Raw genomic sequence first — 23898 nt, forward strand, 5'->3', positions numbered from 1 at the left:
CATGACGAGCACCACCGAGCGGTTCGCGGAGGAGTTGTCCGCGACCACGCTGCTGCGCTTCGCCACCGCGGGCTCCGTCGACGACGGGAAGTCCACCCTGGTCGGCCGGCTGCTGCACGACTCCAAGTCGGTGCTGACCGACCAGTTGGAGGCCGTCGAGCACGCCTCGCGCAACCGCGGCCAGGAGGCGCCGGACCTGGCACTGCTCACCGACGGACTGCGCGCCGAGCGCGAGCAGGGCATCACGATCGATGTGGCGTACCGTTACTTCGCCACACCCCGGCGGCGGTTCATCCTCGCGGACACCCCCGGGCATGTGCAGTACACCCGGAACATGGTGACCGGCGCGTCGACCGCCGAGCTGGCCGTCGTCCTCGTCGACGCGCGCAACGGCGTGGTCGAGCAGACCCGCCGGCATGCCGCGGTCGCCGCCCTGCTGCGTGTCCCGCACGTGGTCCTCGCCGTCAACAAGATGGATCTGGCCGGATACGCGGAACCGGTGTTCGCGGCCATCGCCGAGGAGTTCACGGCGTACGCGGCCTCCCTCGGGGTGCCGGAGATCACCGCGATCCCGATCTCCGCGCTGGCCGGTGACAATGTCGTGGAGCCGTCCGCGCACATGGACTGGTACGGCGGCCCGACCGTGCTGGAGCATCTGGAAACCGTGCCCGTCACCGATGAACCGGCCGGCCGCCCGGCGCGTTTCCCCGTCCAGTACGTGATCCGCCCGGGGAACGCCGCGCACCCGGACTACCGCGGTTACGCCGGGCAGATCGCCTCCGGAGTGCTGCGGGTCGGCGACGCGGTGACCGTGCTGCCGTCCGGGCGTACGAGCACCATCGAGGCCATCGACGCGCTCGGCACCGGGCTCGGTTCGGGGACGACCGTGGACGTCGCGTGGGCGCCGCAGTCCGTGACCCTCCGGCTCGCCGACGACATCGACATCTCACGCGGCGATCTGATCGCTCCCACCGCGCACGCGCCCGCCACCACCCAGGACGTCGAGGCGACCGTCTGCCATGTCGCCGACCGGCCGCTGACCGTGGGCCAGCGGGTGCTGCTGAAGCACACGACCCGCACGGTCAAGGCGATCGTGAAGGACATCCCGTCCCGGCTGACGCTGACGGCGCCCGACGGCGGAAACGGCCTGTCCCAGCACGCCGCCCCCGGCGAGCTGGTCGCCAATGACATCGGCCGGGTCACCATCCGTACGGCCGAGCCGCTCGCGCTCGACGCCTACGCGGACTCCCGCCGCACCGGGTCGTTCCTGCTCATCGACCCCGCGGACGGCACCACGCTGACCGCCGGCATGGCCGGCGAGTCCTTCGCCGCCGGGGCCGCCCCGGCGCCGGCGGCCGAGGACGAGGGATGGGACTTCTGATGGCCATGGACGTCTACGCGACCTTCGCGAAGGAAGGCGGTCGCGTCGGCAGCGGCGCCCTCGGCGCGGGAACGGGCGGGGTGGCGCGATGTGCGCGATGACGTCCGCGCACCGCTCGCGCGCCCGCACCCCCCACGTGCCGTACCCGTACCGCCGAAGATCTGCCGACTTCCCGGCCGCGTCCCCGTGAACCGAGGGGCGCGAGTACCGGGCCAACGAGGGGAAAACCTCCCGTGCCTGCCTCCCGTACCATCTCGCGCCGCCGCCTCGCCGCGGTGGCCGCACTGCCTCTTCTCGCCGTCGTCGTCACCTCCTGCGGTTACGGCTCGGACGCAGAACAGGCCGATCAGAAAGACGACAAGGCCGCTCCCGCCGCTGCGGGCAAGGCGCTGTCGGCCGACACCGTGAAGATCGGCTACTTCCCGAACCTCACGCATGCGACGGCCCTGGTGGGCATCGAGGAGGGCCTGTTCCAGAAGGAGCTGGGCGGCACCAAGGTGGCGCCCTCGACCTTCAACGCGGGCCCCTCCGAGATCGAGGCCCTCAACGCGGGCAGCATCGACATCGGCTTCATCGGCCCCTCCCCCGCGATCAACGGCTACACCCAGACCAAGGGCCAGAGCCTGCGCATCATCGGCGGCTCCGCGTCCGGCGGCGTGAAGCTCGTGGTCAACCCGGCGAAGATCAAGACCCTGGACGACCTCAAGGGCAAGAAGATCGCCACCCCGCAGCTCGGCAACACCCAGGACGTGGCGTTCCTCAACTGGATCGCCGAGAAGGGCTGGAAGGTCGACGCCCAGTCCGGCAAGGGCGATGTCTCGGTGGTCCGCACCGACAACAAGATCACCCCGGACGCCTACAAGTCCGGCTCCATCGACGGCGCCTGGGTGCCCGAGCCCACGGCGTCCAAGCTGGTCTCCGAGGGCGCCAAGGAGCTGCTCAACGAGTCCGACCTGTGGCCGGACAAGCAGTTCGTGATCACGAACATCATCGTGTCGCAGAAGTTCCTCGGTGAGCACCCGGACGTGGTCGAGGCCGTCCTCCGCGGTTCGGTGAAGACCAACGAGTGGATCAACGCCAATGAGGACCAGGCGAAGGCGTCCGCGAACGAGGCGCTGAAGAAGCTCTCCGGCAAGGCGCTGCCGCCCGAGATCCTCGACCCGGCGTGGCAGTCGATCCAGATCATCAACGACCCGCTGGCCGCCACGCTCCAGGCGGAGGCCGACCACGCGGTCAAGGCGGGTCTGCTGGAGAAGCCCGACCTGAAGGGCATCTACGACCTGAGGCCCCTCAACAAGGTACTCAGGGCCGCCGGCCGGCCCGAGGTCGCCGACGCCGGTCTCGGCGTCAAGTAAGCCCGCGCCCGCGCCGTTCCCAGGAGGTGACGACCATGGCATCGACACTCGCCAAGCCCGCCGACAGCACCCCGGCGGTGGATCACGCCGCCCGTATCGCGGGCGTCTCGAAGTCCTTCGCGACGCCCGCGGGGCAGCAGCTCGTGCTGGACGACATCACGCTCGATGTCGCACCGGGTGAGTTCGTCACCCTCCTGGGCGCCTCGGGATGCGGCAAGTCCACTCTGCTCAATCTGGTCGCCGGGCTCGACCGGCCGTCCGCCGGGTCCATCGAGACACCCGGCGGCCGGCCGGCCCTGATGTTCCAGGAGCACGCCCTGTTCCCGTGGCTGACCGCGGGCAAGAACATCGAGCTGGCGCTGCGGCTGCGGGGCGTTCCCAAGCAGGCGCGGCGGGGCGAGGCCGAGCGGCTGCTGGAGCTGGTGCGGCTCCAGGACGCGCACGGCAAGCGGGTGCACGAGCTGTCCGGCGGTATGCGGCAGCGTGTGGCGCTGGCCCGCGCGCTGGCCCAGGACAGCCAACTGCTGCTGATGGACGAGCCGTTCGCGGCGCTCGACGCCATCACCCGGGATGTGCTGCACGACGAGCTGACCCGGATCTGGCGCGACACGAGCCTCTCGGTCCTGTTCGTCACGCACAATGTGCGGGAGGCCGTACGGCTCGCCGAGCGGGTGGTGCTGCTGTCGTCGCGGCCGGGCCGGGTGGCCCGGGAGTGGCGGGTGGACATCCCGCAGCCGCGCCGGATCGAGGACACCGCCGTCGCCGAGCTGTCCGTCGAGATCACCGAAGAACTGCGTGGGGAGATCCGCCGCCATGGCCAGCACTGACACGACGGCGCAGAAGGACGCGCGGGCGCCGGGAGAGGCTGTTCCGCAGCAGGATCTGGCCGGGCTGGAGGCCGGGCTCGACGCGCTGGAGACCGTACAGACCGGGCGTACGCCGCTGTCCAGGACCCTGGTCCAGAAGGTCCTGCCGCCCGTCGTCGCCGTCGTCCTGGTGCTGGTGGTGTGGCAGATCCTCGTCTGGGCGAAGGTCACCGACGACTACAAGCTGCCGTCGCCGTCGGCCGTGTGGGACGAGGTGGCGGACGCCTGGGCGCAGGGCACCCTGCTCGGCTACATCTGGACCAGCGTCTCGCGCGGACTGCTGGGGTTCCTGCTGGCGCTGGTGATCGGCACCCCGCTCGGGCTGCTGGTGGCGCGGGTGACGTTCGTCCGTGCCGCGCTGGGGCCGATCCTGTCCGGACTCCAGTCGCTGCCCTCGGTGGCCTGGGTGCCGCCGGCCGTGATCTGGCTGGGCCTGAACGACTCGATGATGTACGCCGTCATCCTGCTCGGCGCGGTCCCTTCGATCGCCAACGGCCTGGTCTCCGGCGTCGACCAGGTGCCGCCGCTGTTCCTGCGCGCCGGGCGCACGCTGGGCGCCACCGGGCTCAGGGGCACCTGGCACATCGTGATGCCGGCGGCGCTGCCGGGCTATCTCGCCGGGCTGAAGCAGGGCTGGGCGTTCTCCTGGCGTTCGCTGATGGCCGCCGAGATCATCGCGTCCTCGCCCGATCTCGGCGTGGGGCTCGGCCAGTTGCTGGAGAACGGCCGCACCGTCGGCAGCATGCCCATGGTGTTCCTCGCCATCTTCCTGATCCTGATCGTCGGTATCGCCATCGACCTGCTGATCTTCAGTCCGCTGGAGCGGTGGGTCCTGCGCAACCGCGGCCTCCTCGTGAAGAGCTGATCCACCGTGCACCACCCTCCTGTTCTGCTGGTCATCGCCCATGGCAGCCGCGACCCCCGGCATGCCGCGACCGTGCACGCCCTCAGCGGGCGCGTACGGTCGCTGCGGCCGGGGCTGCGGGTCGAGACCGGCTTCCTGGACTTCAACGCCCCCTCCGTGCCGCAGCTCCTCGACCGGCTGGCGCTGGAGGGTGCCCGGGACGTGGTGGCCCTGCCGCTGCTGCTCAGCCGGGCCTTCCACGCCAAGACCGACATCCCGGCCGTGCTGCACGAGGCGTCGGCCCGCCATCCGCTGCTGCGGATCCGGCAGGCTGACGTGCTGGGGCCCTCGCCGCTGCTGACCGGCGCGCTGGAGCGGCGGCTGCACGAGGCCGGGCTCAGGCCCGGTGACAGGCCCTCGACCGGCGTCGTGCTGGCCTCGGCCGGCTCCTCGGACCCGGAGGCGATCGCGGTGATCGCTGACATCGCGCGGGAGTGGCGGCACACCGGCTGGTGCGCCGTGCGGCCCGCGTTCGCCTCCGCTTCTCTGCCGCGCACCGAGGACGCGGTGCGCGAGCTGCGTGCGGAGGGGGTGCGGCGGATCGCGGTGGCCCCGTATGTCATCGCCCCCGGCTTCCTCCCGGACCGTATCGCGGCCGGGGCCCGGGAGGGCGGCGCCGACGTACTGGCCGGCGTACTGGGCGCGGCGCCCGAGCTGGCCCGGCTGCTGCTGCGCCGTTACGACCGGGCAGCGGCCGTGCGGCGGTTGACGTCCCTGGCCCGGCCCGCGTAGCGGGACCGTCCGGCCCGGAAAGTCCGGACGGAGGGCCGGGGCCGCCGCTCAGTCCCGCCGGCCGTCGACGAGCGCGGTCAGCTCGGCCACCGTCATGGAACCGGCGGGCCGGCGCTCGCGGGCGAAGACACCGGCGAGGCGCTGGAGGGTGGCATTGACCGGGGTGGGCACCTCGTGGAGCCGGCCCAGCAGAGCGATCTCGCCATTGAGGTAGTCCGTCTCGATCGTGCCCGTGCCCCGGCTGAGGCTCTGCCAGGACGAGCCGCCGCCGCGGCCGGAGGGATCGAGGGTGACCTTGTCGCCACGGGCCTCCGCCGCCTCCTCCTGGCCCGCGAATGCGATGCCCGCGGCGGTGAGCGCGGACCGGCCCTCGGCCAGGGCGCGCCGGAGGATCTCCCGCCCGCCGTCACCGCTGACCGGGCCGGTCAGGGCCTCGATCGCGTTGGCGAGGTTGGCCAGCAGCTTGGCGTACTTCCAGCGCATCACGTCCGGCCGCACCGGGGCCAGCAGCCTGCCCTGCTCCAGGCCCGCGGCGATCCGGCGGACGGTCTCGTCGGTGCCCGACGGATAGCGGCCGATGTGCAGCATGCCGGTGTACGGCGTGCCGCCGGCGATGATCTCGCCCGGGTCGACATAGGTGGCGGGCAGCCATACGCACATGGCGTACACCTGCCGGAACCGCCGCAGCGCCAGCCGTTCGCTCTCCACGCCGTTCTGCGCGCAGACCAGCGGCAGCAGTTCGCCTGCCGTGCCGCCCCCGGTGACCGGGCGGCCGGCCCAGGCGTCCAGCGCCGCCGTGCTGTCCTGTGTCTTCACGGAGAGCAGCAGCACGTCGTCGGGGGCCAGCTCAAGATCCTCGGGCCGGTCCACGACGGGGATCTTGTGCACCTGGGTGCCGTCGGGCGTGACGAGCCGCAGACCGTGGTCGCGCAGCGCCTCGTAGTGCGCGCCCCTCGCGACAAGCACCACGTCCTGTCCCGCCTCTGCCAGTCGGCCGCCGATGCTGCCGCCGACGGCTCCCGCCCCGATGATGATGTAGCGCATGGCTCCGACCCTGGCACATCCGGCTACGGTCCGGAAATGGCCGGCGGACTTTTTCACCCGGTGCGGCCGGGGGTGACGGGGCCGGGGCTCAGCCCGCGTCGTCCTCCGAGGTGAAGGGGGTGCCCTGGTGGAAGTAGAGCAGCCAGCCCTTTTCGGTCAGCCGCCACAGCGAACTGCGGTGGGCGCGGCGGCCGTTGGAGTCGGTGTCGAAGGTCAGATGCACCAGGTCCGGGGCGAGCTGGACCCCCTTCATCTTGGAGGTGGTGATCGGCCGGGGCCCGGGAGCGCCCTTCGCGGTGAGCGCGGCGACAATCGAATCGCGGTCCCACTCGCGGCCCGAGGAGCCGAACTCTCTGAAGCCGGGGTGCAGCAGCTCCGCCATGAGGGCCGGGGCGGAGCGGACCGCCGGGTCGAGGAGGCGCAGCTCGGCCTCCATGGCGGCGGAGACGGCGGAGAGCAGGTGCGTACGGTCACCCATGGGTCAGCTCCACCAGCTTGGTGACCGTGTTCCAGTTGCGGGTGGTGGCGGTGACGCCGTTGAACAGCGCGGGCCTGGCGAGCGCTCCGGCGAGCCTGGACCGGCCGAGGCCGTCCGGTGCGTAGAGATACAGCGCCCGGTCTCCGAGTCTGAACTCCTCGGGCAGATAGCCGGCCTGGTCGAGCCGGGCGAGCCGGCCGGGATCCACCGGTGCGGAGAAGTACGTGACATGGAGCTGCCTGGCCTCCAGGGAGGCGGCGGGAAACGGGCACGCCTCGGCCACGGCCCGCAGATAATCGCCCCCGCGCACCAGGCACTCCACAGAGAATCCGAAGCGCTGTTCGATGGCGCGTTCGAGAGCGGTGGTGAGGGCCTTCTCGTCGTCCGACTCACTGGTGAAGACGGCGTTGCCGCTCTGCAGATAGGTACGGACAGCACCGTGGCCCTGTTCCGAGAGCAGCGCGCGAAGCTCTCCCATCGGGATCCGTTTATGGCCGCTCACATTGATTCCGCGCAGCAGCACGGCGTATGTCGTGGTCATGAGCTCACGATAGGTCGGGGGGCTCCGCGATGCCCCCCGCGAGCGAGGCGGCCCGCCCCGCTCCGCGAGGGAGAACACGACTGCCGCCGGTACGGCTGGATCACTTCCCCGGCAGCGCCGCCTCGACCAGGTCCGCCGCCCGCCGCGTACCGCCTTCCCCGGCCATGTCGCGCTGGATCTCCGCGAGCCTGTGGGCCACGCCGGGATCGGAGGCCAGCGCGAGAACCGCCTCACGCAGCGCTTCGGGGGTCGCCTTCTCGGTGTCGAGGCGGCGGGCCACACCCAGCGAGACCAGCAGGTCCGCGTTGCCGAACTGGTCGACGGCCTGCGGGACGGCGACCATCGGGGTGGCCGTCGCCAGCCCCTCCTGACTGCCACCGGCGCCCGCGTGGGTGACGAAGACATCCGCCTCACGGAGGACGGCGAGCTGCGGCACCCAGCGGCGCACCTCGATATGGGCCGGTACGTCACCCAGCTCCGCCACGTCGACATGCGCGCCGATCTGGAGCACGACGTACCAGCCGGGCAGATCGCCGAACGCCTCGACGCACGCCCGGTAGAACGCGGGCTGTCTGGTGAAGGTCGAGCCCAGCGACACCAGCAGCACCTTCTCCGCGCCGGACGGCCGCCGCCACTCCTCCTCCTTCCGGTCGCCCTGGCAGGCGCCGACGAAGGTGTAGACGGACTCGTCCACCCGGTCGGCGTTCGGCTGGAGCGCTCTGGGGATCAGGACGAGACAGCGGTCGGGCCGGCCCATGAAGCGATCGACGTCGAGGGTCATGCCGTTCCCGGCGATCCACTCGGCGAAGGTGTCGTAGAACACCTTGCCGCGCGCAGTCCGCTTCAGCGGTTCGAACAACGGCTGAGCGACCTCCTCCTCGTATCCCTCCCAGGCCACGAGGTTCGGCGAGAACTGGATGATCGGGACGCCCCAGCGGTGGGCGAGGATCCGCGCGGGATAGGACGTGATGTCGTACAGCACGAGGTCGGGCTCGTCGCCCTCGAACGCCGCCGCGAGCTGCGGCAGGGCCTGGATCGCGTCCGCGAGGAACGGTTCGATGTGGTCGATCAGCTCCGTGCCCCAGGCTTCGGGACCGGCGTCGGCGGACGGCAGGACAGAGGTGTAGATCACCGGCTCCGCGCCGGTCTCGGCGACCTTGTCCGCGAACGCCGCGGGGATCGCGTAACTGACGCGGTGGCCCCGTGCGACAAGCTCCCGGACGATGTCGAGGCTCGGATTCACATGCCCGTGGGCGGCGATCGAGAACATGGCGAGATGGGCGCGCTTCGGTGCGGTCATGGACTCAATCTATGCGAGACGATACGTCTCGTGCAATCGACTTCCGGTGCCGCGCCCCTCCGGGGGACGGCGCTGTCACAGACCTGGATCGGCCGGGGACCGGCACCGCCGGAGCGGACCGGTCGGGGCGCATATCCCTATATCAGGCGGTTCGCACCGTTCCGTCTTACGTTGGCCCCGTAAGGAGCACATCGAACAAGGAGCCTCAATGACCGACAACAGCGCCATGGACAAGGCGAAGGGCAAGGCCAAGGAGATGACCGGCAAGGTCACCGGCGACCGCCGCAAGGAGACCGAGGGCAAGACCGACCAGGCCAAGGGCAAGGCCAAGGGCGCCATGGACGACGCCGCCGACCGTGCCAAGGGCGTGAAGGACTCTCTGAGCGACGACTGACCGGACGACACGACTGACCATAAGGACACCGAGCCCCCGCCCGCCTCACTTCGGAAGGCCGGCGGGGGCTCGGGCACGCGGGGATTCCGCACGACCGCCGCCCGGCCGCGCCCGGTCATCGGGGCGGACGGACCCCGGGCCTCTGGGGCGAACCCGCCGGGATGGGAGACTGCGGCGGATTCGCGCGACACGCTGAATCGCGGAACGACCGGAAGTAAGTGAGCGGACGATGGACGAGGCGCGGGCGCGGGCGGTACTGGCCGCGGCGGGACTGCCGCAGGGCGCGGAACTGCTGGCTCTGGGTGAGAACGCGGTGTTCCGGACGGGCGAGCTGGTGGTCAAGGTCGGCCGGGACGCGACGGCCCACACCGAGCTGCTGGACCGCGCGCGGCGCGAGGTCTCCCTGGCCCACTGGCTCGCGGAGTCCGGCATTCCGGCCGTCCGGGCGGCGGAGGCCGAGGCACGGTCGGTCGACGGGCATCCGGTGACCCTCTGGCACCGGCTGCCGGACGGCGGCCGGCCGGCCGGTCCCGGCGATCTGGCCTCGCTGCTGCGTCTGGTCCACGCGCTGCCCGCCCCCTCCTTCGCACTGCCCCGCCGGGAGCTGCTCGGAGGCGTCGAACGGTGGCTGCGGATCGCCGGCGACGCGATCGACCCGGCCGACGCCGACTATCTGCGGCGGCGCCGGGACGGCTTCGCCGAGGCCGCCGCCGCGCTCGTCCCGCATCTGCCGCCGGGCCCGATCCATGGCGACGCGCTGCCGCGTAATGTCCATGTCGGCCCGGACGGCCCGGTCCTCGTCGATCTGGAGACCTTCTCCCTGGACCTCCGCGAGCACGATCTGGTGGTCATGGCCCTGTCCCGGGACCGGTACGGCCTGTCCGCCGAGGAGTACGACACCTTCACCGCGGCCTACGGCTGGGACGTCACCGAATGGGACGGCTGCGCCGTCCTGCGCGGCGCCCGGGAGACGGCGAGCTGCGCGTGGGTGGCCCAGCACGCCCCGACCAACCCCAGGGCGCTCGCCGAATTCCGCCGCCGGGTCGCCTCGTTGCGCGACAACGACCCGGAGGTCCGCTGGTACCCGTTCTGAGGGCGGACGGCGCGGCCTCCGCGACGCCTCAGGACACCGGCACCACCGGCTCGCGCAGCGGCCACACCGGGTCGACCACCGCGTCCGCGTTGCCCTTCTGGCGCAGGAAGCGCTGAAAGTCCGTCGCCCAGTCGGCGTACCACCGGATCTGACGCTCATGCAGCGCCGCCGGGGTCATGGCCGCGACCGAGGGGTGGCGTTCGGCTATCGCGGTGGCCACCCGGACCGCCGCCAGCGCGTCGGCTCCCGCTTCATGGGCGGTGCCGAGCACCACCCCGTACTCCGCGCAGACCGCCTCCAGCGTGCGCTTGCCACGGCGGAAGCGGTCGACGGCGCGGTCGATCGTGTACGGGTCGACGACCGGCCCGATCGGATCGAGCGGCGGCAGGCTGTGCCGGTTCAGCTCCGCGGCGAGCAGCGTCAGATCGAACGGCTTATCCACGCACGACCGTGTCTCACGATCTCCCCCGTCGTTGATTGACCGGGGGTGCGATCAGATGGAGATCTTCTTCACGGACCCGGACGCGCTGGAAGCGGCCGGGGTAAGTGATGCTCGAAGGACACTTGAACGACATGGCTTGCACGCTGGCGCGCCGTTCATCCTCAGCCACGACGGCAGCTACGACGTCCAGCTCAACCGCTTCCTGTGGTCCCTTCCGACCCTCGGGGTGAGGTCGGTTCACTCCTGGCGCGCGTACGCTCTCGATCTGCTGACCTGGGGGCGGTTCCTCCAGGAACATCGCGGCAAGACCGTGTGGCACGCGGACCGTGACGACGTCACGGTGTTCCACCGAGCCCGGCGTGTCTCTCCCGATCCGACGCAGGTCGTCTCGGCTTCAACCTGGAACCGGGCGGTCGCAGCCTTGGACAAGTTCTACACGTGGGCGGTGGACGAGGCTCTGATCGAGCGGACACCATTCAAGTACTACGAGAGTTCACGCCACTCGCACTTCGGACAGCAGGTACGCGTCCGCAGCAACCGCGCCGTCGAGAAGGCCGCCAAGCGCAGCAACGTGAAGTTCCTCTCCGTAGACCGCTATGCGGCCTTTCGTGACATCGGCCTACGAGGTCAGTTCCGGACGGGCACCACCGATTCTGCCTTCCGAGGCCGTAATGCGGAGCGAAATGCCCTCATGGCAGAGCTGTTGGTCACCACTGGCTTACGCATCGAGGAGGCCGCTTCGCTCTGCTGGCCGGAGCTCCCGGACCTGGGCGGCCAGAGAGACGTGAAGAGCGTGCCGTTCGACCTGGCGCCGCCGACCGCCAAACGGGACAAGGGGCGCAGGATCCTCTTGCCCAAGCGAGTCCTTCGTGCCGTGGCCGATTACGTGGAGATCGAGCGTTCCCTGATGCTCGACCGCTGGCGCGCCCGCGACTGTCCGCTGCCGACCGGCGCGGTAGTGGGGAGCCAGGCCGACCGGCGAGGTGTACGGATTCCCATGCAAGATGGACGACTCCGGAAACTCCCCTGGTCACGCGTGACACCGGCAGTCCGGGCTCGGCTGTACCTCGTTGACGAGCAGGGCCGTCCTCTAGGCCCCGCGTGCGTCTGGCTGGGCCAGGAAGCTCGTCCCGTGACCCTGTCGGCCTGGGAGTCGGTCTTCGTGCGGGCCTCGGAGAGATGCCGTACGTACGGGATCGACGTCGCCGCCACACCCCACGTCCTCAGGCATACCTTCGCCGTGCATCTGTTGTCTGCACTGATTCAGGAGCAGATCGGCTCGGTGGAGAAGGACGAGATGGGTGACGGCGTGTACCGACGCATCATCGGCGATCCACTCGATCACCTGCGCCGTCTGTTGGGGCACTCCTCGATCACGACGACGTACATCTACCTCGACTGCACCGATCAAGCCCAAGCCCTGATCGACGACGCGGTGGATGCCTGGACGTCCGAGGTCGTGGACACGGCACATCGCGTGTCGCAGGAGATCGACAACTCCTCTGCTCAGGCGCAGGGAGCAGCCCCGTGGTAGGCCGGGGGCGGCGCAGCGCCCGGTTGAACGCACCCGCACTCCAGCCGGTCGACCCGACTCCAGCCATGCTCGGAGTTTTGAGGATCGAGGTCACCTTCCCGGATAACCGGCCGGCCGTCGTGGACTGGACGCGGGAGCCTCAGCAGCGGCTGCTGGGGGCACTGGGAGCCGAGTTGGCGGCCTCGTGTGACGTGGGACAAGGAACTGGTTCACCGCATACGCTCCGCAATCGCGCACGCTCCTGCCTGCTCTGGGCTCGGTGGCTCGACTCTACGGAAGTGATGGACATACGCGTAAGCGACCTCCTTCCGCGTCATCTCGACGGATTCGAGAGCCACCTTCGAGAGAGCCACCCGGAGTTCTCCCGGACGCCCTACGCGCGAATCGCTGACGTCGTGTGGATCTTGCGCCGACTCGGTGAGAAGGAGCACGAACTGTCCCCACCGATGGCCCGACGGCTCTCCTACACATCCGCTGGTCCGGTCGGCTCGTACTACCCTCGCGACGCCTACTCGCCTCACATCGTCAACCAGTTGCGCGCTGCCGCGCGAGCCGACGTCGACGATGCAGTCCGACGACTGACGCTACAAGGGCCCGCCCTTCTGGCGCAGGGACAGGACCCGCGAACATCAGGCTGGGACTCCGATGCCAACGTGCTCTGGGAAATCCGTCACCAGAACGGACAATTCACCAGGCAAATGCTGGCACAGACGGTCGGTAATCAACTGGCGAACGCACACACTCCCGGCCGCCTTGCACCTCTGCTGTACCCGACCAGCCGGGACGTGTTCGCCCTGCTCCTGTTGTTCTGCCTGGAGAGCGGCATGGAGCTGGAGGCAGCCAGAGAACTGACTTCCGACTGCCTGAAGAATCCGAATCGCGGCTACGTACAGATCGAGTACCTCAAACGGCGGCGGCACGGGCAGGAGTGGAACGCGATCCGGGTGCGGGACGGCTCTCCCAACTCACCCGGCGGGCTGATTCGGTTGGCACTACGCCTTACCTCGTCTGTCAGAGAAGCCACCGGCGCCCCCGCGCTGTGGCAGTTTCGGACAAAGGACGGCCCTCTGTCCGCAGAATTCAGTGCCGGTGCAGCGAGCCACATGGCCCGGAGCTTCGTCTCGCTACATCAGCTGACCGAAGAAGGACGCCCCGTCGACCTCCGCCTGTCCCGGCTCCGCAAGACGTACAAGGCAGCCGTGTACAAGACGACCGGGGGGAAGATGTCGGCGTTCGTCCAGGGCCATTCCCCAGACATCGCCGCCGCACACTACGCGGACATCCCCTCACTACGCGGCCTCCACGAGCAGGCCGTGGCAGACGGCCTGCAGGACGCGCTGGCGGACGCACAGGCGCCCACCATCCTTACGCCTGAGGAAGAAGAGGCATTCAGGCAGCCGCCGTCGAATGGAACTGAGTCGCCAGGCCCTGCCGACCTGGCGCTGCCGCAATTTCTGACCGGCGAGTCCGATCTGTGGTTGTCGTCCTGCAGCAGCTTCTTCGACTCGCCCTTCGGTACGAAAGGGAATCCCTGCCCGGTGTCCTTCTTCGCCTGTCTCGGATGCAGCAATGCAGTGATCACCCGAGGGAAGCTCCCAGCCATTCTGTCGTTTCTCAACCACATCGAATCCGAACGCACAAAGACGCCGGCAGAGGAGTGGGCGGCGCGTTTCGGCAGAGCCCGCCAGCAGATCTTGGAACTGATCATCCCGAGGTTCAGTGAGGAAGACGTGCTGCACGCCAGGGCAGTCGCCGAGTCTGACGCGTCCCTGATCTTCCTGCCCCAAACCCTGCTGGGAGGCCACTGATGTCGGCGCAGCCCCTGTCAACCAGTGAGGGCAGCATCCGCCCTGTCGGCACGACACCCGTTCTCTCCGGGCGTCCTCTCGCCGACGATCCTGCCACCGTGCCCCAATTCGCGGACCACGTCTGGAACCTTGCGGTCGCAGGTCACGCAGGAAACCGCTACGCCAGCGAGTTCCTCATCGACTTCCACTCACTCAGCAATGCCGCACGGCGCGAGGCCGCTCGCGAATTCCTCTTCTGGAGGCTCAACACCCGTCCGGTTCGTGGCCCGCTGCCCTCCATCTCGACAGTAGCGGCGGAGTGGTGGAATCTGCGGTGCTTCCTCCGGTTCCTCGACACTGAGCACGATGGGATTCGCCTGCGCGCGGTGACGCAGCCAGTCCTGGACTCCTACCTGGCCAGCTGCCGCGGGGAAGGCCTGGTGCAGAGCAGCTTGCGTCAACGGCTCCAGGTGATTCCGCGTCTTCACCTCGCTGCAGAAGCCATGCCGACGGACGCGCTGGAGCTGAATCCGTGGAACGGGCGCCCTCTCTCTCGCGTCATCGGAGGTCCGATGGTGCGCAAACACGAGAACCAGACTCCCCGTATCCCACCGCAGGTCATCGCCCCGCTGGTCCAGGCTGCCCTGTTCTACGTCCACACTGCGGCACCCGACATCATCCACGCACGAGCCGAGCTGACGGCGTTGGAGGCCTCCGTGGAGGAGATCCACGGGCTGTCTCTCACCCGGCTGAACCGCTATCTCGACAGCCTCGCGGCCGACGGACGGGGCGTCCCGGTGCTGGACGGAACCGGTCGCCAACCCCACCTGGCCGGTTCGCCCGCGTACACGTACATCATGCGGAAGTCAGGAGCCGGCCAGGCGATCGCCGGTAGCTCGTACAACGACCGCATCGACCGCGCTTTGCAACAGCTGGGGCCTGAGATCGGCGGCATGGACACACCCATCACGCTCCACCCGCAGAGCGGGCAGCCTTGGCGTGAGAGATTCAGCCCTCCCGCGATCCCCCACGAGGAACGTCTCCTGCGAGCCGCCTGCTACATCCTCATCGCCTATCTGTCAGGCATGCGCGACTCCGAAGTCAAAGAACTCCGTAACGGTTGCCACTACACCGAGCGTAGTGCTGACGGCGTCGTCGTCCGGCACAAGGTGCGCTCGCAGCTCGTCAAAGGCGGGCGGGGCACATCAGAGAGCTGGATCGTCATCGAACCCGTCACACACGCCATCAATGTCCTGGAACACCTGCCCCACCGTGACCTGCTGTTCTGCCGGCCGGTAGCTGGCCGTCCGCATTCGACGATCTCCGCCAACCGCATGAATGACAACCTCAACGAGTTCCTGACGCACTGCGCGGACGTCGACTACCCGGTACCCGATGTCGATGGGGAACCGTGGAATCTCACGACCCGCCAGTTCCGCAGGACCGTGGCCTGGCACATCGCACACCGTCCGTTCGGCACCGTGGCCGGGATGATTCAGTACAAGCATCTCTCCGTGGCCATGTTCGAGGGGTACGCGGGCACTTCCTCCTCCGGTTTTCGCGCGGAGGTAGCTACTGAGGAGGCGCTGGCCCGCTTGGCCGATGTCGTCGAGCGCTACGAGGATTTCAAGGCAGGCGTACGCTCGACATCCCCAGGCGGACCACGGACCGACAACGAGTTCGCACGTGTCCAGAAGGAGCTCCGGGACTTCCCGGGCAGGTTGGTCGATGAGCGCCGCCTGCACGCCATGCTCAAGGCTTCCGCTCGCACCCTGCATGTCGGCACGCTCAACGACTGCTACTACCAGCCCGAGACCGCCCTTTGCCGCACACCGAGCGGCGAGGACCGGCCTCTACTCAACAGCTGCCGTCCCGATCGCTGTGGGAACTCGACCATCACGACCCGGCATCGCAGCGGTTGGGAAGCAGCACGCGGAGACACCGAGCGCGCGCTGGCCTTCGTCGGTCTCTCCGATCTCCAGCGAACGGCTCTGCGAGGGCACCTCAACGACGTCACCAAAGTGATCGAGGGTATCGACTGTGCCAACGACTGACGCAACCGAATCAGCCCTCCGAGCGGCTTCCGAACGCCTACTCCGAGGAGAGCCCACCCGTAGCGACGGTTCCCTGACCGTGGCCTCACTCGCCGTTGAAGCCAGCGTCAGCAGAGCCAGCGCCTACCGCTACCCCCATGTTCTGGCAGAGTTCCGAAACCTCGTAGCCGATCGAGAAGCAGCAGCCGCACCTTCAACTTCCCTCCGGCAGGAGGTCCAGGCTCTGAAGGGTGCCGAGCGCCGGCTCCGCCAAGAGCATGCGCGCGAGGTGCGGGAGCTACGCTCCTCGATCAACGTCCTCGCACAACAGGTTCAGCTCCTCACCCTGGAGAATCAACGTCTCTCCAGGGCGGCCGACCGAAGCGATCGCGTCACTCGCATCGATCGTCGCTGATCTACTCGGCCCGATGCGGCACGATATCTCGCTTGCAGAAGGTGATCCCGATGGCCATCCTCGCAGGTGACGAGGCAGATCGGGCGGAGCTGCGCTGGACCCCGCACTACGCTCCCGATCACGAGATCGGCCGCTGAGCAAGCATCGTCGACAACCACGGGGAGCAACGTGCCGCCTTTCGTCTACCGGATCACCAAGTACGACCCTGCCGACCGCGACGAGCACGGCAGCTACATCGGCGCTGAGGACACGACCAACGACCACGGACCGGTCGAGGCTGCATATCTGCAAGCGGTTGCCGCCTTCGCCGAGGACACCGGCATCATCCGCCTGGCCATTCGTGAGCCGGGGATCTCCGGCCTTGCCCACTTCGGCCTGGAGCCGGCGGTCGACGATCACGGCCTTGCCGAGCTCTTCCCACCCGACCTCAGCGGGTTCCACGACGGTGCGGAGGTGCCCCTCTCCGTCGGTCTGGAGCTGGTCCGTGTCATGCTCCGCGAAAACGGTGCCTGGTGCCGTCTGGCGGTGGAGGACAAGTTCGACGTGCAGGTCGGCTGGGACCAGTACGTCTACGTCAGCAGCAACAAGCCCTGCGAGCGCGCCGTTGCCCACACTCGGGCTCTCGGTCTCTTCCCGGAGCGGCTGGAGGCCTCGCCCTACGACGCGGACTTTGACGAGCCCGGCGTGCAGCGGCCCGCCGACGAGGACTTCTGGGCCCGTCTGCGCTGGTCCATCGCCATGCGGCACGCAGCGATATTGGAGGAGGGGTATCTCCACAATGCCTCCCGCTGGCACCGCCTCACCGAAGACACACTCGATGCGGTACGCGCCCGACTCACCCCGCGTGCCCAGTTGACCGTCTGGCCTGACTTGTCCACCGATGTCGACGTGGTCCTCGCCTCGCTTCCCGACGAAGGTCCGGTCGAGTTCGTATGGGAGGACGAGAGCGGGGCTCTCTCCAGCACGGTGGTCGACGAGTCCGACTACCAGGAGCTGGCCGCCCGGATGGCAGGCGCCCGTGCTGCCACGGCTCTGTCTTTGACCGTCGACGAACGCCACCCACTGTTCAGTGCGGTCCTGCCCGATATCGACGGCGTCTTGCGAGCCCGGTGGAGGACCGAGCCGACCCCGAGCGATCGGAACTGGGCCTTCCTGAAGACTCTCCACCGCGGGCAGATCTGCACCGGCACGGTCACCGAGATCGCTAGCTTCGGTGTGACCTTTGTGGACATCGGCGGCTTCATCGCGATGATCAACATCCCCGAACTGTCCTGGCGCCGCTTCGAGCACCCCTCTGACGTCGTCACTGTCGGCCAGGAAATCTCGGCCGAGATCCTCGACGTCGACCTGGTGCGCGAGCGTGTGCCGTTGTCCCTGAAGGCATTGCAAGAGGACCCGATGCCGCCGTTCGTACGGCAGGTCGGCCAGACGGTGACCGGCGTCGTGACCAAACTCGTGCCGTTCGGCGTTTTCGTCCGAATCGAAGACAGAGGGGACGGCCTCGAAGGCCTGGTGCACCTCACCGAGCTGGCCGAAGGACCCGTCGTTCAGCCCGAGGACGTGGTCCAGGTCGGAGACACCCTCACCGTGAAGATTGTGAACGTCGACCTTCCACGGCGTCGGATCACCCTCTCCCACCTCCAGGCTCTCGCCCCCGGGGAGGGCTGACCCGCGTGGTCATCGCCTCCGGGGAATGAGCGGCCAGGCCGGCTCGACGACTGCCTTTGAATCCGCAGTCCGCCGCAGATAGGCCTGCAAAGAGACCGACTGTTCAGCCGCCGCGCGCACCTGAAGGTCATGCAGAGCCGCCAACGGCATCAGGCCGACGGGCTGGTGCTTCTCACCCATGCGTCGCACCACGCGGGCAGCGGCCACGGCATCGGCCCTCGCGTTGTGCGCGTCATCGAGCGACACACCGTAGTGAGCACACAAGGCGTGGAGGGCCCGCTTGCCTCTCCGGTACTTGTCGACGTGCTTGTCGATCACCAGCGGATCGATGACGGGCGCAGGCACACTGCCCAGCCGCTCGCTGACCGACGCGACCTCGTAGCGCCGACACTCGCGATCCAGCAGTGACAGGTCGTAGCGTGCGTTCATCACCACCAGCGGCGTCCCAAGACGCAGCCCTTCGGCGACGGCCTGCGCGATCTCCTCAATGGCGGAGGCGGCAGGTGCCCCGTGCTCGCGAGCATGGGCCGTCGAGATGCCATGGATCGCCGATGCCTGTTCTGGTATCGCCACTCCTGGATTGAGCAGCCAGGTCCGTTCCTCTGCGACGGCTCCGTCCGGACCCAACTGCACGACTGCCGCCGTCACAATGCGGTCGGTCTCGACGTCAGTGCCCGTGGTCTCCAGGTCGAAGGCCATCAACGGCCCACTGATCCAGCTCATCACGCGGCCCTCATTCCGGCGTGGACTGCCGGCTGGCGTCGCACTTCACCATGAGACGCCTGAGACGTGTCTGGCGTGCGGGGATAAAACGGCGCGTTGTACGCCACGACGGGCACCCCGCGCGCCCAGTACCCGGCGAGGACGTGGGCGATCTCGCCGGCCACCTCGCGCGCCGGGCGTCCCTCCGAGGCCGCCCGCTCGCTGCTGATGCCATGGACCGCGGACGCCTGGGCGGGGATACGGATGCCCGGATCGGCGAGCCAGGTCCGCTGCCCCCTCACCTCGCCGCCCCGGACCTCGACGACCGCGGCCGTCACGATCCGGGCCTCCAGCGGCTCCGTGCCGGTCGTCTCCAGATCAAAACCGACCAGCGGCTCTCCGTGCCAAGTCATCGTGGCCCTCCCTCACAATGCGGTGGTGCTTCCCCCGTTGGTGCTTCCCCCGTCGGACAGTCACCCTGCCACGCGGCACTGACAGCGCCCCGCGACGGGTCGCCCCTGCCGGGTCCGGCGCCGGGCCACGCGGCTCAGGAGACCGGGCGTGAATCCGTCCAGACCGACTCGAACTCCTCGCGATAGGTCTGGAAGAGACCGTGCTCCGGCTCGTACCCGGAGCGCACCACCTCGCGCCCGCCGCCCCGCAGGACGAGCACCGGCGCCTCCATGCCGCGTGCCCGGCGCAGATAGGACTGCACGACGGCGAGACCGTCGGGACCGTCACCGTCGACCAGATACGCGGTGAAGCGCGGTGTCTCGTCGAAGACATGGATCTCGAAGGCTCCCGGGTCGCGCAGCCGGGAGCGCACCCGCCGCATATGGAGGATGTTCATCTCCACCGAACGGCTCAGTTCGCCCTTCTTGAGGGCCAGCTCGCGCTCACGGCGCTTGACCGCGCTGCTCGCCGGGTTCAGGAAGACCAGCCGTATCCGGCAGCCCGATTCGGCGAGCCGGACCAGCCGGCGTCCCGAGAAGTTCTGGACCAGCAGATTCAGCCCGATGCCGATCGCGTCGACACGCCGGGCCCCGCCGAAGAGATCCTCCGCCGGAATCTGGCGTTGCAGTCTGACCCGGTCGGGGTGGACGGAGACCACATCCGCGTACCGGTCGCCGACCAGGTCCTCGACCGCGTCGACCCGGAGCCGCGAGGCGGACGGCACCCCGCCGCCTCCCAGGATCTCCAGCAGCCGGGCCGACGCCCGCTCGGCCTGGGCCAGGACCGTCTCGGAGAGCGCGCGATTGCGCGACACGACGTTCCGCGCGACTTCCAGCTCGTCGAGTGCCAGCTCCACATCACGACGGTCGTCGAAATAAGGTTCGAAGCAGGGCCAGTGCTGGACCATCAGCTCCCGGAGCTGCGGCAGGGTGAGAAAGCTCAGGACATTGTCGTCGGCCGGGTCGAGCAGATAGCCCTTGCGGCGCGAGACCTCCCGTACGGCGACGGCACGCTGGACCCACTCCTGACCGGCGGGCCCGGCGGCGGCGACCACCCACTCCTCGCCGTGGACCGGCTCGTAGATGGGCCGCAGGACCGCGGTGACAACCGCGCGCAGCCGCTGTTCCACAAGATTCAGCCAGATATAGGCCCGGCCGGCCCGCTGCGCGCGGGTGCGGACCTCGCCCCAGGCCTCCGCGCCCCAGTCCAGTTCCGCCCCGATCTCCATCGGCCGCGCGAGGGAGACCGCTCCGGGCGGGATGTCGCCGGATTCCCCCTCGTGACCTGCGTCACCGGGGGGTAGCTCCAGCCCTCCCGAGCTCACCCGCGCACCGCCTTCCCTCCCCCTTCAACGATCAAGGAAGGGTACTCCGCCGACCCGAGGCGGTGCAGCCGGTTGCACAGGCTCCTCACTCAACTGCCCGGTTCGGGAGGCGCGTTCCGTACGGCGGCATCGAAGGGAATGTGCTGGTTGGCGGCGATTTGGGACGGTCGGGACCTCGGCTCCCTGGGACGGGCGGGACCATGGAGACCGGCCAGGAACCGGGGCGACGGCGGGGAACACAAAGTTGACTCCGGCCCCGCCCCGGCGGTCGCCCGGGAACAAGAACCGGCAAGAACCGGCAAGAACCCATCGGGTTCCTAGGTGGAGACGGCACTTTCGGGGAAGATCTGGCTCAAGAGCCCCGCAGCACCCGGATCAGAAATGGAAGAGTCATATCTATGCAGGTCTGGCCGGGACAGGCGTATCCCCTCGGCGCCACCTACGACGGCGCCGGTACCAACTTCGCGGTCTATTCGGAGGCCGCCGACCGGATCGAGTTGTGCCTCCTGCACGACGACGGTTCAGAAACGGCGGTGGAACTGCGCGAGAGCGACGCGTTCGTACGCCACGCGTATCTGCCGGGCATCATGCCCGGCCAGCGCTACGGCTTCCGGGTCCACGGGCCCTACGAACCGGAGCGGGGGCAGCGGTGCAACTCCGCCAAGCTGCTCCTCGATCCGTACGCGCGTGCGATCAGCGGCAGCATCGAGTGGGGCGAGGCGGTGTACGGCTACCACTTCGGCAAGCCGGACTCGCGCAACGACATGGACTCCGCGCCCCACACGATGTCCTCGGTCGTCGTCAATCCCTACTTCGACTGGGGTGACGACCGGCTGCCGCGTACCGACTACCACCGCACCGTGCTCTACGAGGCCCATGTGAAGGGCCTGACCATGCTCCACCCGGAACTGCCGGACGAGCTGCGCGGCACCTACGCGGGCCTCGCCCATCCGGCGGTCATCGAACACCTGACGGAACTGGGTGTCACCGCGCTGGAACTGATGCCGGTGCACCAGTTCGTCAACGACCACCGGCTGGTGGACGCCGGCCTCAGTAACTACTGGGGCTACAACACCATCGGTTTCTTCGCCCCGCACAACGCCTACGCGTCCTGGGGGGACCGGGGCGAGCAGGTCCTGGAGTTCAAGCAGGCCGTCCGCGCCCTGCACCGGGCCGGGATCGAGGTCATCCTCGACGTCGTCTACAACCACACGGCGGAGGGCAACCACCTCGGTCCGACGCTCTCGTTCCGCGGCCTGGACAACACCCAGTACTACCGGCTCGCCGACAACGCCCGGTACTACACGGACACCACGGGGACTGGGAACTCGCTGCTGATGCGCAGCCCGCACGTGCTTCAGCTCATCATGGACTCGCTGCGGTACTGGGTGACGGAGATGCACGTCGACGGTTTCCGCTTCGATCTCGCGGCGACGCTGGCCCGCCAGTTCCACGAGGTGGACCGGCTCTCGTCCTTCTTCGACCTGGTGCAGCAGGACCCGGTGGTCAGCCAGGTGAAACTGATCGCGGAGCCCTGGGACGTGGGCGAGGGCGGCTATCAGGTGGGGAACTTCCCGCCGCTGTGGACCGAGTGGAACGGAAAGTACCGGGACACCGTGCGGGACCTGTGGCGGGGCGAGCCCAGGACCCTGGCGGAGTTCGCGTCCCGGCTCACCGGCTCCTCCGATCTCTACCAGGACGACGGCCGCCGGCCGCTGGCCTCCATCAACTTCACCACCTGCCACGACGGCTTCACCCTGCACGACCTGGTCTCGTACAACGACAAGCACAATGAGGCCAACTGCGAGGGCAACCGGGACGGCGAGAGCCACAACCGGTCGTGGAACTGCGGGGTGGAGGGGGACACGGACGATCCCGAGATCCTGGAGCTGCGGAATCGTCAGATGCGCAATTTCATCGCGACGCTGATGCTCTCGCAGGGCGTGCCGATGCTCAGCCACGGCGACGAGTTCGCCCGTACGCAGGGCGGCAACAACAACGCGTACTGCCAGGACAACGAGGTCTCCTGGGTGCACTGGCCCGAGCAGGACGAAAAGGCCGACACCGGCATGCTGGCCTTCACCCAGGCGATGGTGTGGCTGCGGCGCGACCATCCCGTGTTCCGGCGCCGGCGCTTCTTCCACGGGCGTCCGGTCGAGGGGACGCACGACGACCTGTCGGACATCTCGTGGTTCACCCCCGAGGGCGAGGAGATGACACAGCGGGACTGGCAGGCGGCGCACGCGCAGGCCATGACCGTCTTTCTGAACGGTCACGCGATCTCCGAGCCAGGACCGCGCGGTGAGCGGATCTCGGACGACTCGTTCCTGCTGATGTTCAACGCGAGCGCCGAGGAGCTGGAATTCGTGGTGCCGGTGAACCACGGCCGGCAGTGGCAGATCATCGTGGACACGGCTCGCCCGGAGGGCGTGGCGCCGGGCCAGGGAGAGAAGGTCGACGGTGGCGAGCGGATCACCATGATCGGCCGCAGCATGACGGTACTGATGCGGCCCGCGTAGGGCGTCGCACGGCGGGCGGGGCGGCGCGGGGAAATCCGGTTGCCGCACCGCCCGGCCGGTGCTCCAATCGCCGGATGGATCACCAAGCGGTACTGGCCCAGTTCGACCGGGAGACCCGCGAGCAGGCGCGGGCCGACTCCCCCGGGGCCCGGGTCGAACGCGTCGGCGGAGTCGTACGCCAGGTCGGCGCCGCCGACGACTGGAACGGAATCCTCTGGTCGGACCTGGACGGGACGACGGCGGCGGCGGCGATCGCGGCCCAGGTGGAGTACTTCACCGCACTCGGACGCGAGTTCGAGTGGAAGCTGTACGCCCATGACCGGCCGGGCGACCTCGCCGGGCGGCTGCTGTCCGCCGGATTCACCTCCGGACCCACGGAGGCCCTCATGGTCGCCGACATCGGGGAGCTGCGGCCCGCCGGTGAGCCGCCGGGCGGGGTGCGGCTGCTGCCCGTGACCGACGCGGCGGGCGTGGATCTCGTCGTGGACGTCCATGAGCAGGCGTTCGGCACGGACGGCGGCCGGCTCAGACAACGGCTGCTGAACCAGCTCTCCGGAGCGCCGGACACCTTCTCGGCGGTGGTCGCCATGGCGGGCGAGCGGCCGGTGAGCGCGGCCCGGATGGAGCTGGTGCCGGGCACGCCGTTCGCCGGGCTGTGGGGCGGAGGCACGGTGCGGGACTGGCGCGGCCGGGGCGTCTACCGGGCCCTGATCGCCCATCGCGCCCGGATCGCCGCCGCCCACGGCTGTCGCTTCCTCCAGGTCGACGCCTCGGACGAGAGCCGCCCGATCCTGCGGCGGCTGGGGTTCGCGTCGCTGAGCACGACCACGCCGTATCTGTACGAGCCGTAGATCAGGCGCGGGCGCGCCCGCGCCTTCCGGCCGTCCGCATGAGCCGATGACACAGAAGCCGCAGAGCTGGGTACGTTCGATC

Annotated in this window: 19 protein-coding genes and 2 pseudogenes; 13 read left to right on the forward strand and 8 right to left on the reverse strand. The window is 69.1% G+C overall.

The window, feature by feature from the left end:
• Position 1 precedes the first annotated feature (1 nt).
• The 5 genes from ABZ707_RS05535 (at position 2) to ABZ707_RS05555 (ending at position 5238) form a co-directional block, all read left to right on the forward strand.
• Positions 2-1381 (forward strand): GTP-binding protein, encoded by a 1380-nt coding sequence (locus ABZ707_RS05535; RefSeq protein ID WP_360168167.1) that lies wholly within the window; start codon positions 2-4, stop codon positions 1379-1381.
• 233 nt (positions 1382-1614) lie between these two features.
• Positions 1615-2736: an aliphatic sulfonate ABC transporter substrate-binding protein gene (locus ABZ707_RS05540; protein ID WP_360168170.1), complete on the forward strand. Its 1122-nt coding sequence runs from the start codon at positions 1615-1617 to the stop codon at positions 2734-2736.
• Positions 2737-2771: 35 nt separating this feature from the next.
• Positions 2772-3563, forward strand: a complete 792-nt coding sequence (locus ABZ707_RS05545; RefSeq protein ID WP_360168173.1) for an ABC transporter ATP-binding protein — start codon at positions 2772-2774, stop codon at positions 3561-3563.
• On the forward strand, positions 3550-4467 hold the full coding sequence (locus tag ABZ707_RS05550; protein ID WP_360168176.1) for an ABC transporter permease: 918 nt from the start codon (positions 3550-3552) through the stop codon (positions 4465-4467). The genes ABZ707_RS05545 and ABZ707_RS05550 overlap by 14 nt, the downstream gene beginning before the upstream one ends.
• Positions 4468-4473: 6 nt before the next feature.
• Entirely contained in the window at positions 4474-5238 is a 765-nt protein-coding gene (locus ABZ707_RS05555) for a sirohydrochlorin chelatase (protein WP_360168179.1), read from the forward strand.
• A gap of 48 nt (positions 5239-5286) precedes the next feature.
• On the opposite strand, the gene ABZ707_RS05560 is transcribed toward ABZ707_RS05555, so the two are convergent.
• The 4 genes from ABZ707_RS05560 to mgt all read right to left on the reverse strand — a co-directional run bounded on the left by ABZ707_RS05560 (position 5287) and on the right by mgt (position 8601).
• On the reverse strand, positions 5287-6282 hold the full coding sequence (locus ABZ707_RS05560; protein WP_360168182.1) for a 2-dehydropantoate 2-reductase N-terminal domain-containing protein: 996 nt from the start codon (positions 6280-6282) through the stop codon (positions 5287-5289).
• Positions 6283-6370: 88 nt separating this feature from the next.
• The gene (locus tag ABZ707_RS05565; protein WP_360168185.1) at positions 6371-6760 is read right to left on the reverse strand and encodes a nuclear transport factor 2 family protein; all 390 of its coding nucleotides are present in this window, start codon (positions 6758-6760) and stop codon (positions 6371-6373) included.
• Complete coding sequence (locus ABZ707_RS05570; RefSeq protein ID WP_360168188.1) at positions 6753-7301, reverse strand: DUF1697 domain-containing protein; 549 nt, start codon at positions 7299-7301, stop codon at positions 6753-6755. The genes ABZ707_RS05565 and ABZ707_RS05570 overlap by 8 nt, the downstream gene beginning before the upstream one ends.
• Positions 7302-7401: 100 nt before the next feature.
• The gene (mgt, locus tag ABZ707_RS05575; protein WP_360168191.1) at positions 7402-8601 is read right to left on the reverse strand and encodes a macrolide-inactivating glycosyltransferase; all 1200 of its coding nucleotides are present in this window, start codon (positions 8599-8601) and stop codon (positions 7402-7404) included.
• 208 nt (positions 8602-8809) lie between these two features.
• Between mgt and ABZ707_RS05580 the strand changes: the two genes are divergently transcribed.
• Both ABZ707_RS05580 and ABZ707_RS05585 read left to right on the forward strand, forming a co-directional pair.
• Positions 8810-8995, forward strand: coding sequence for a CsbD family protein (locus ABZ707_RS05580; protein ID WP_360168194.1), 186 nt, complete (start codon positions 8810-8812; stop codon positions 8993-8995).
• 229 nt (positions 8996-9224) lie between these two features.
• Positions 9225-10088, forward strand: coding sequence for an aminoglycoside phosphotransferase family protein (locus ABZ707_RS05585; RefSeq protein WP_360168197.1), 864 nt, complete (start codon positions 9225-9227; stop codon positions 10086-10088).
• Between the two features lie 28 nt (positions 10089-10116).
• Here the strand turns inward: ABZ707_RS05585 and ABZ707_RS05590 are convergent.
• Positions 10117-10518, reverse strand: a pseudogene (locus ABZ707_RS05590) (3'-5' exonuclease); the annotation flags it as partial.
• Positions 10519-10585: 67 nt separating this feature from the next.
• Between ABZ707_RS05590 and ABZ707_RS05595 the strand changes: the two are divergent.
• The 4 genes from ABZ707_RS05595 (at position 10586) to ABZ707_RS05610 (ending at position 17967) form a co-directional block, all read left to right on the forward strand.
• Positions 10586-12064 carry a site-specific integrase gene (locus tag ABZ707_RS05595; protein ID WP_319679533.1) on the forward strand — a complete coding sequence of 493 codons (1479 nt, stop codon included), beginning with the start codon at positions 10586-10588 and terminating at the stop codon, positions 12062-12064.
• A gap of 446 nt (positions 12065-12510) precedes the next feature.
• Positions 12511-13872 carry a hypothetical protein gene (locus ABZ707_RS05600; protein ID WP_360168201.1) on the forward strand — a complete coding sequence of 454 codons (1362 nt, stop codon included), beginning with the start codon at positions 12511-12513 and terminating at the stop codon, positions 13870-13872.
• The gene (locus ABZ707_RS05605) at positions 13872-15905 is read left to right on the forward strand and encodes a hypothetical protein (RefSeq protein ID WP_360168204.1); all 2034 of its coding nucleotides are present in this window, start codon (positions 13872-13874) and stop codon (positions 15903-15905) included. Before ABZ707_RS05600 ends, ABZ707_RS05605 begins: the two co-directional genes overlap by 1 nt.
• Before the next feature lie 562 nt (positions 15906-16467).
• Positions 16468-17967 carry a S1 RNA-binding domain-containing protein gene (locus ABZ707_RS05610; RefSeq protein ID WP_360168207.1) on the forward strand — a complete coding sequence of 500 codons (1500 nt, stop codon included), beginning with the start codon at positions 16468-16470 and terminating at the stop codon, positions 17965-17967.
• A 9-nt stretch (positions 17968-17976) separates the two neighbouring features.
• On the opposite strand, the gene ABZ707_RS05615 is transcribed toward ABZ707_RS05610, so the two are convergent.
• The 3 genes and pseudogenes from ABZ707_RS05615 to ABZ707_RS05625 all read right to left on the reverse strand — a co-directional run bounded on the left by ABZ707_RS05615 (position 17977) and on the right by ABZ707_RS05625 (position 20446).
• On the reverse strand, positions 17977-18690 hold the full coding sequence (locus ABZ707_RS05615) for a 3'-5' exonuclease (protein ID WP_360168210.1): 714 nt from the start codon (positions 18688-18690) through the stop codon (positions 17977-17979).
• Between the two features lie 92 nt (positions 18691-18782).
• Positions 18783-19082, reverse strand: a pseudogene (locus tag ABZ707_RS05620) (exonuclease domain-containing protein); the annotation flags it as partial.
• Between the two features lie 134 nt (positions 19083-19216).
• Positions 19217-20446: an SAV2148 family HEPN domain-containing protein gene (locus ABZ707_RS05625; protein ID WP_360168213.1), complete on the reverse strand. Its 1230-nt coding sequence runs from the start codon at positions 20444-20446 to the stop codon at positions 19217-19219.
• Between the two features lie 398 nt (positions 20447-20844).
• On the opposite strand from ABZ707_RS05625, the gene glgX reads away from it, so the two are divergent.
• Together glgX and ABZ707_RS05635 are read left to right on the forward strand one after the other, a co-directional pair.
• Positions 20845-22965 (forward strand): glycogen debranching protein GlgX, encoded by a 2121-nt coding sequence (gene glgX, locus ABZ707_RS05630; protein ID WP_360168216.1) that lies wholly within the window; start codon positions 20845-20847, stop codon positions 22963-22965.
• A gap of 74 nt (positions 22966-23039) precedes the next feature.
• A complete protein-coding gene (locus ABZ707_RS05635; protein WP_360168219.1) occupies positions 23040-23816 on the forward strand; it encodes a GNAT family N-acetyltransferase in 777 nt (258 codons plus the stop codon).
• The last annotated feature ends 82 nt before the right edge of the window (positions 23817-23898 follow it).

Origin of the sequence: Streptomyces sp. NPDC006923, assembly GCF_040635655.1 — a bacterium.
In the GTDB taxonomy this organism is placed as follows: domain Bacteria; phylum Actinomycetota; class Actinomycetes; order Streptomycetales; family Streptomycetaceae; genus Streptomyces.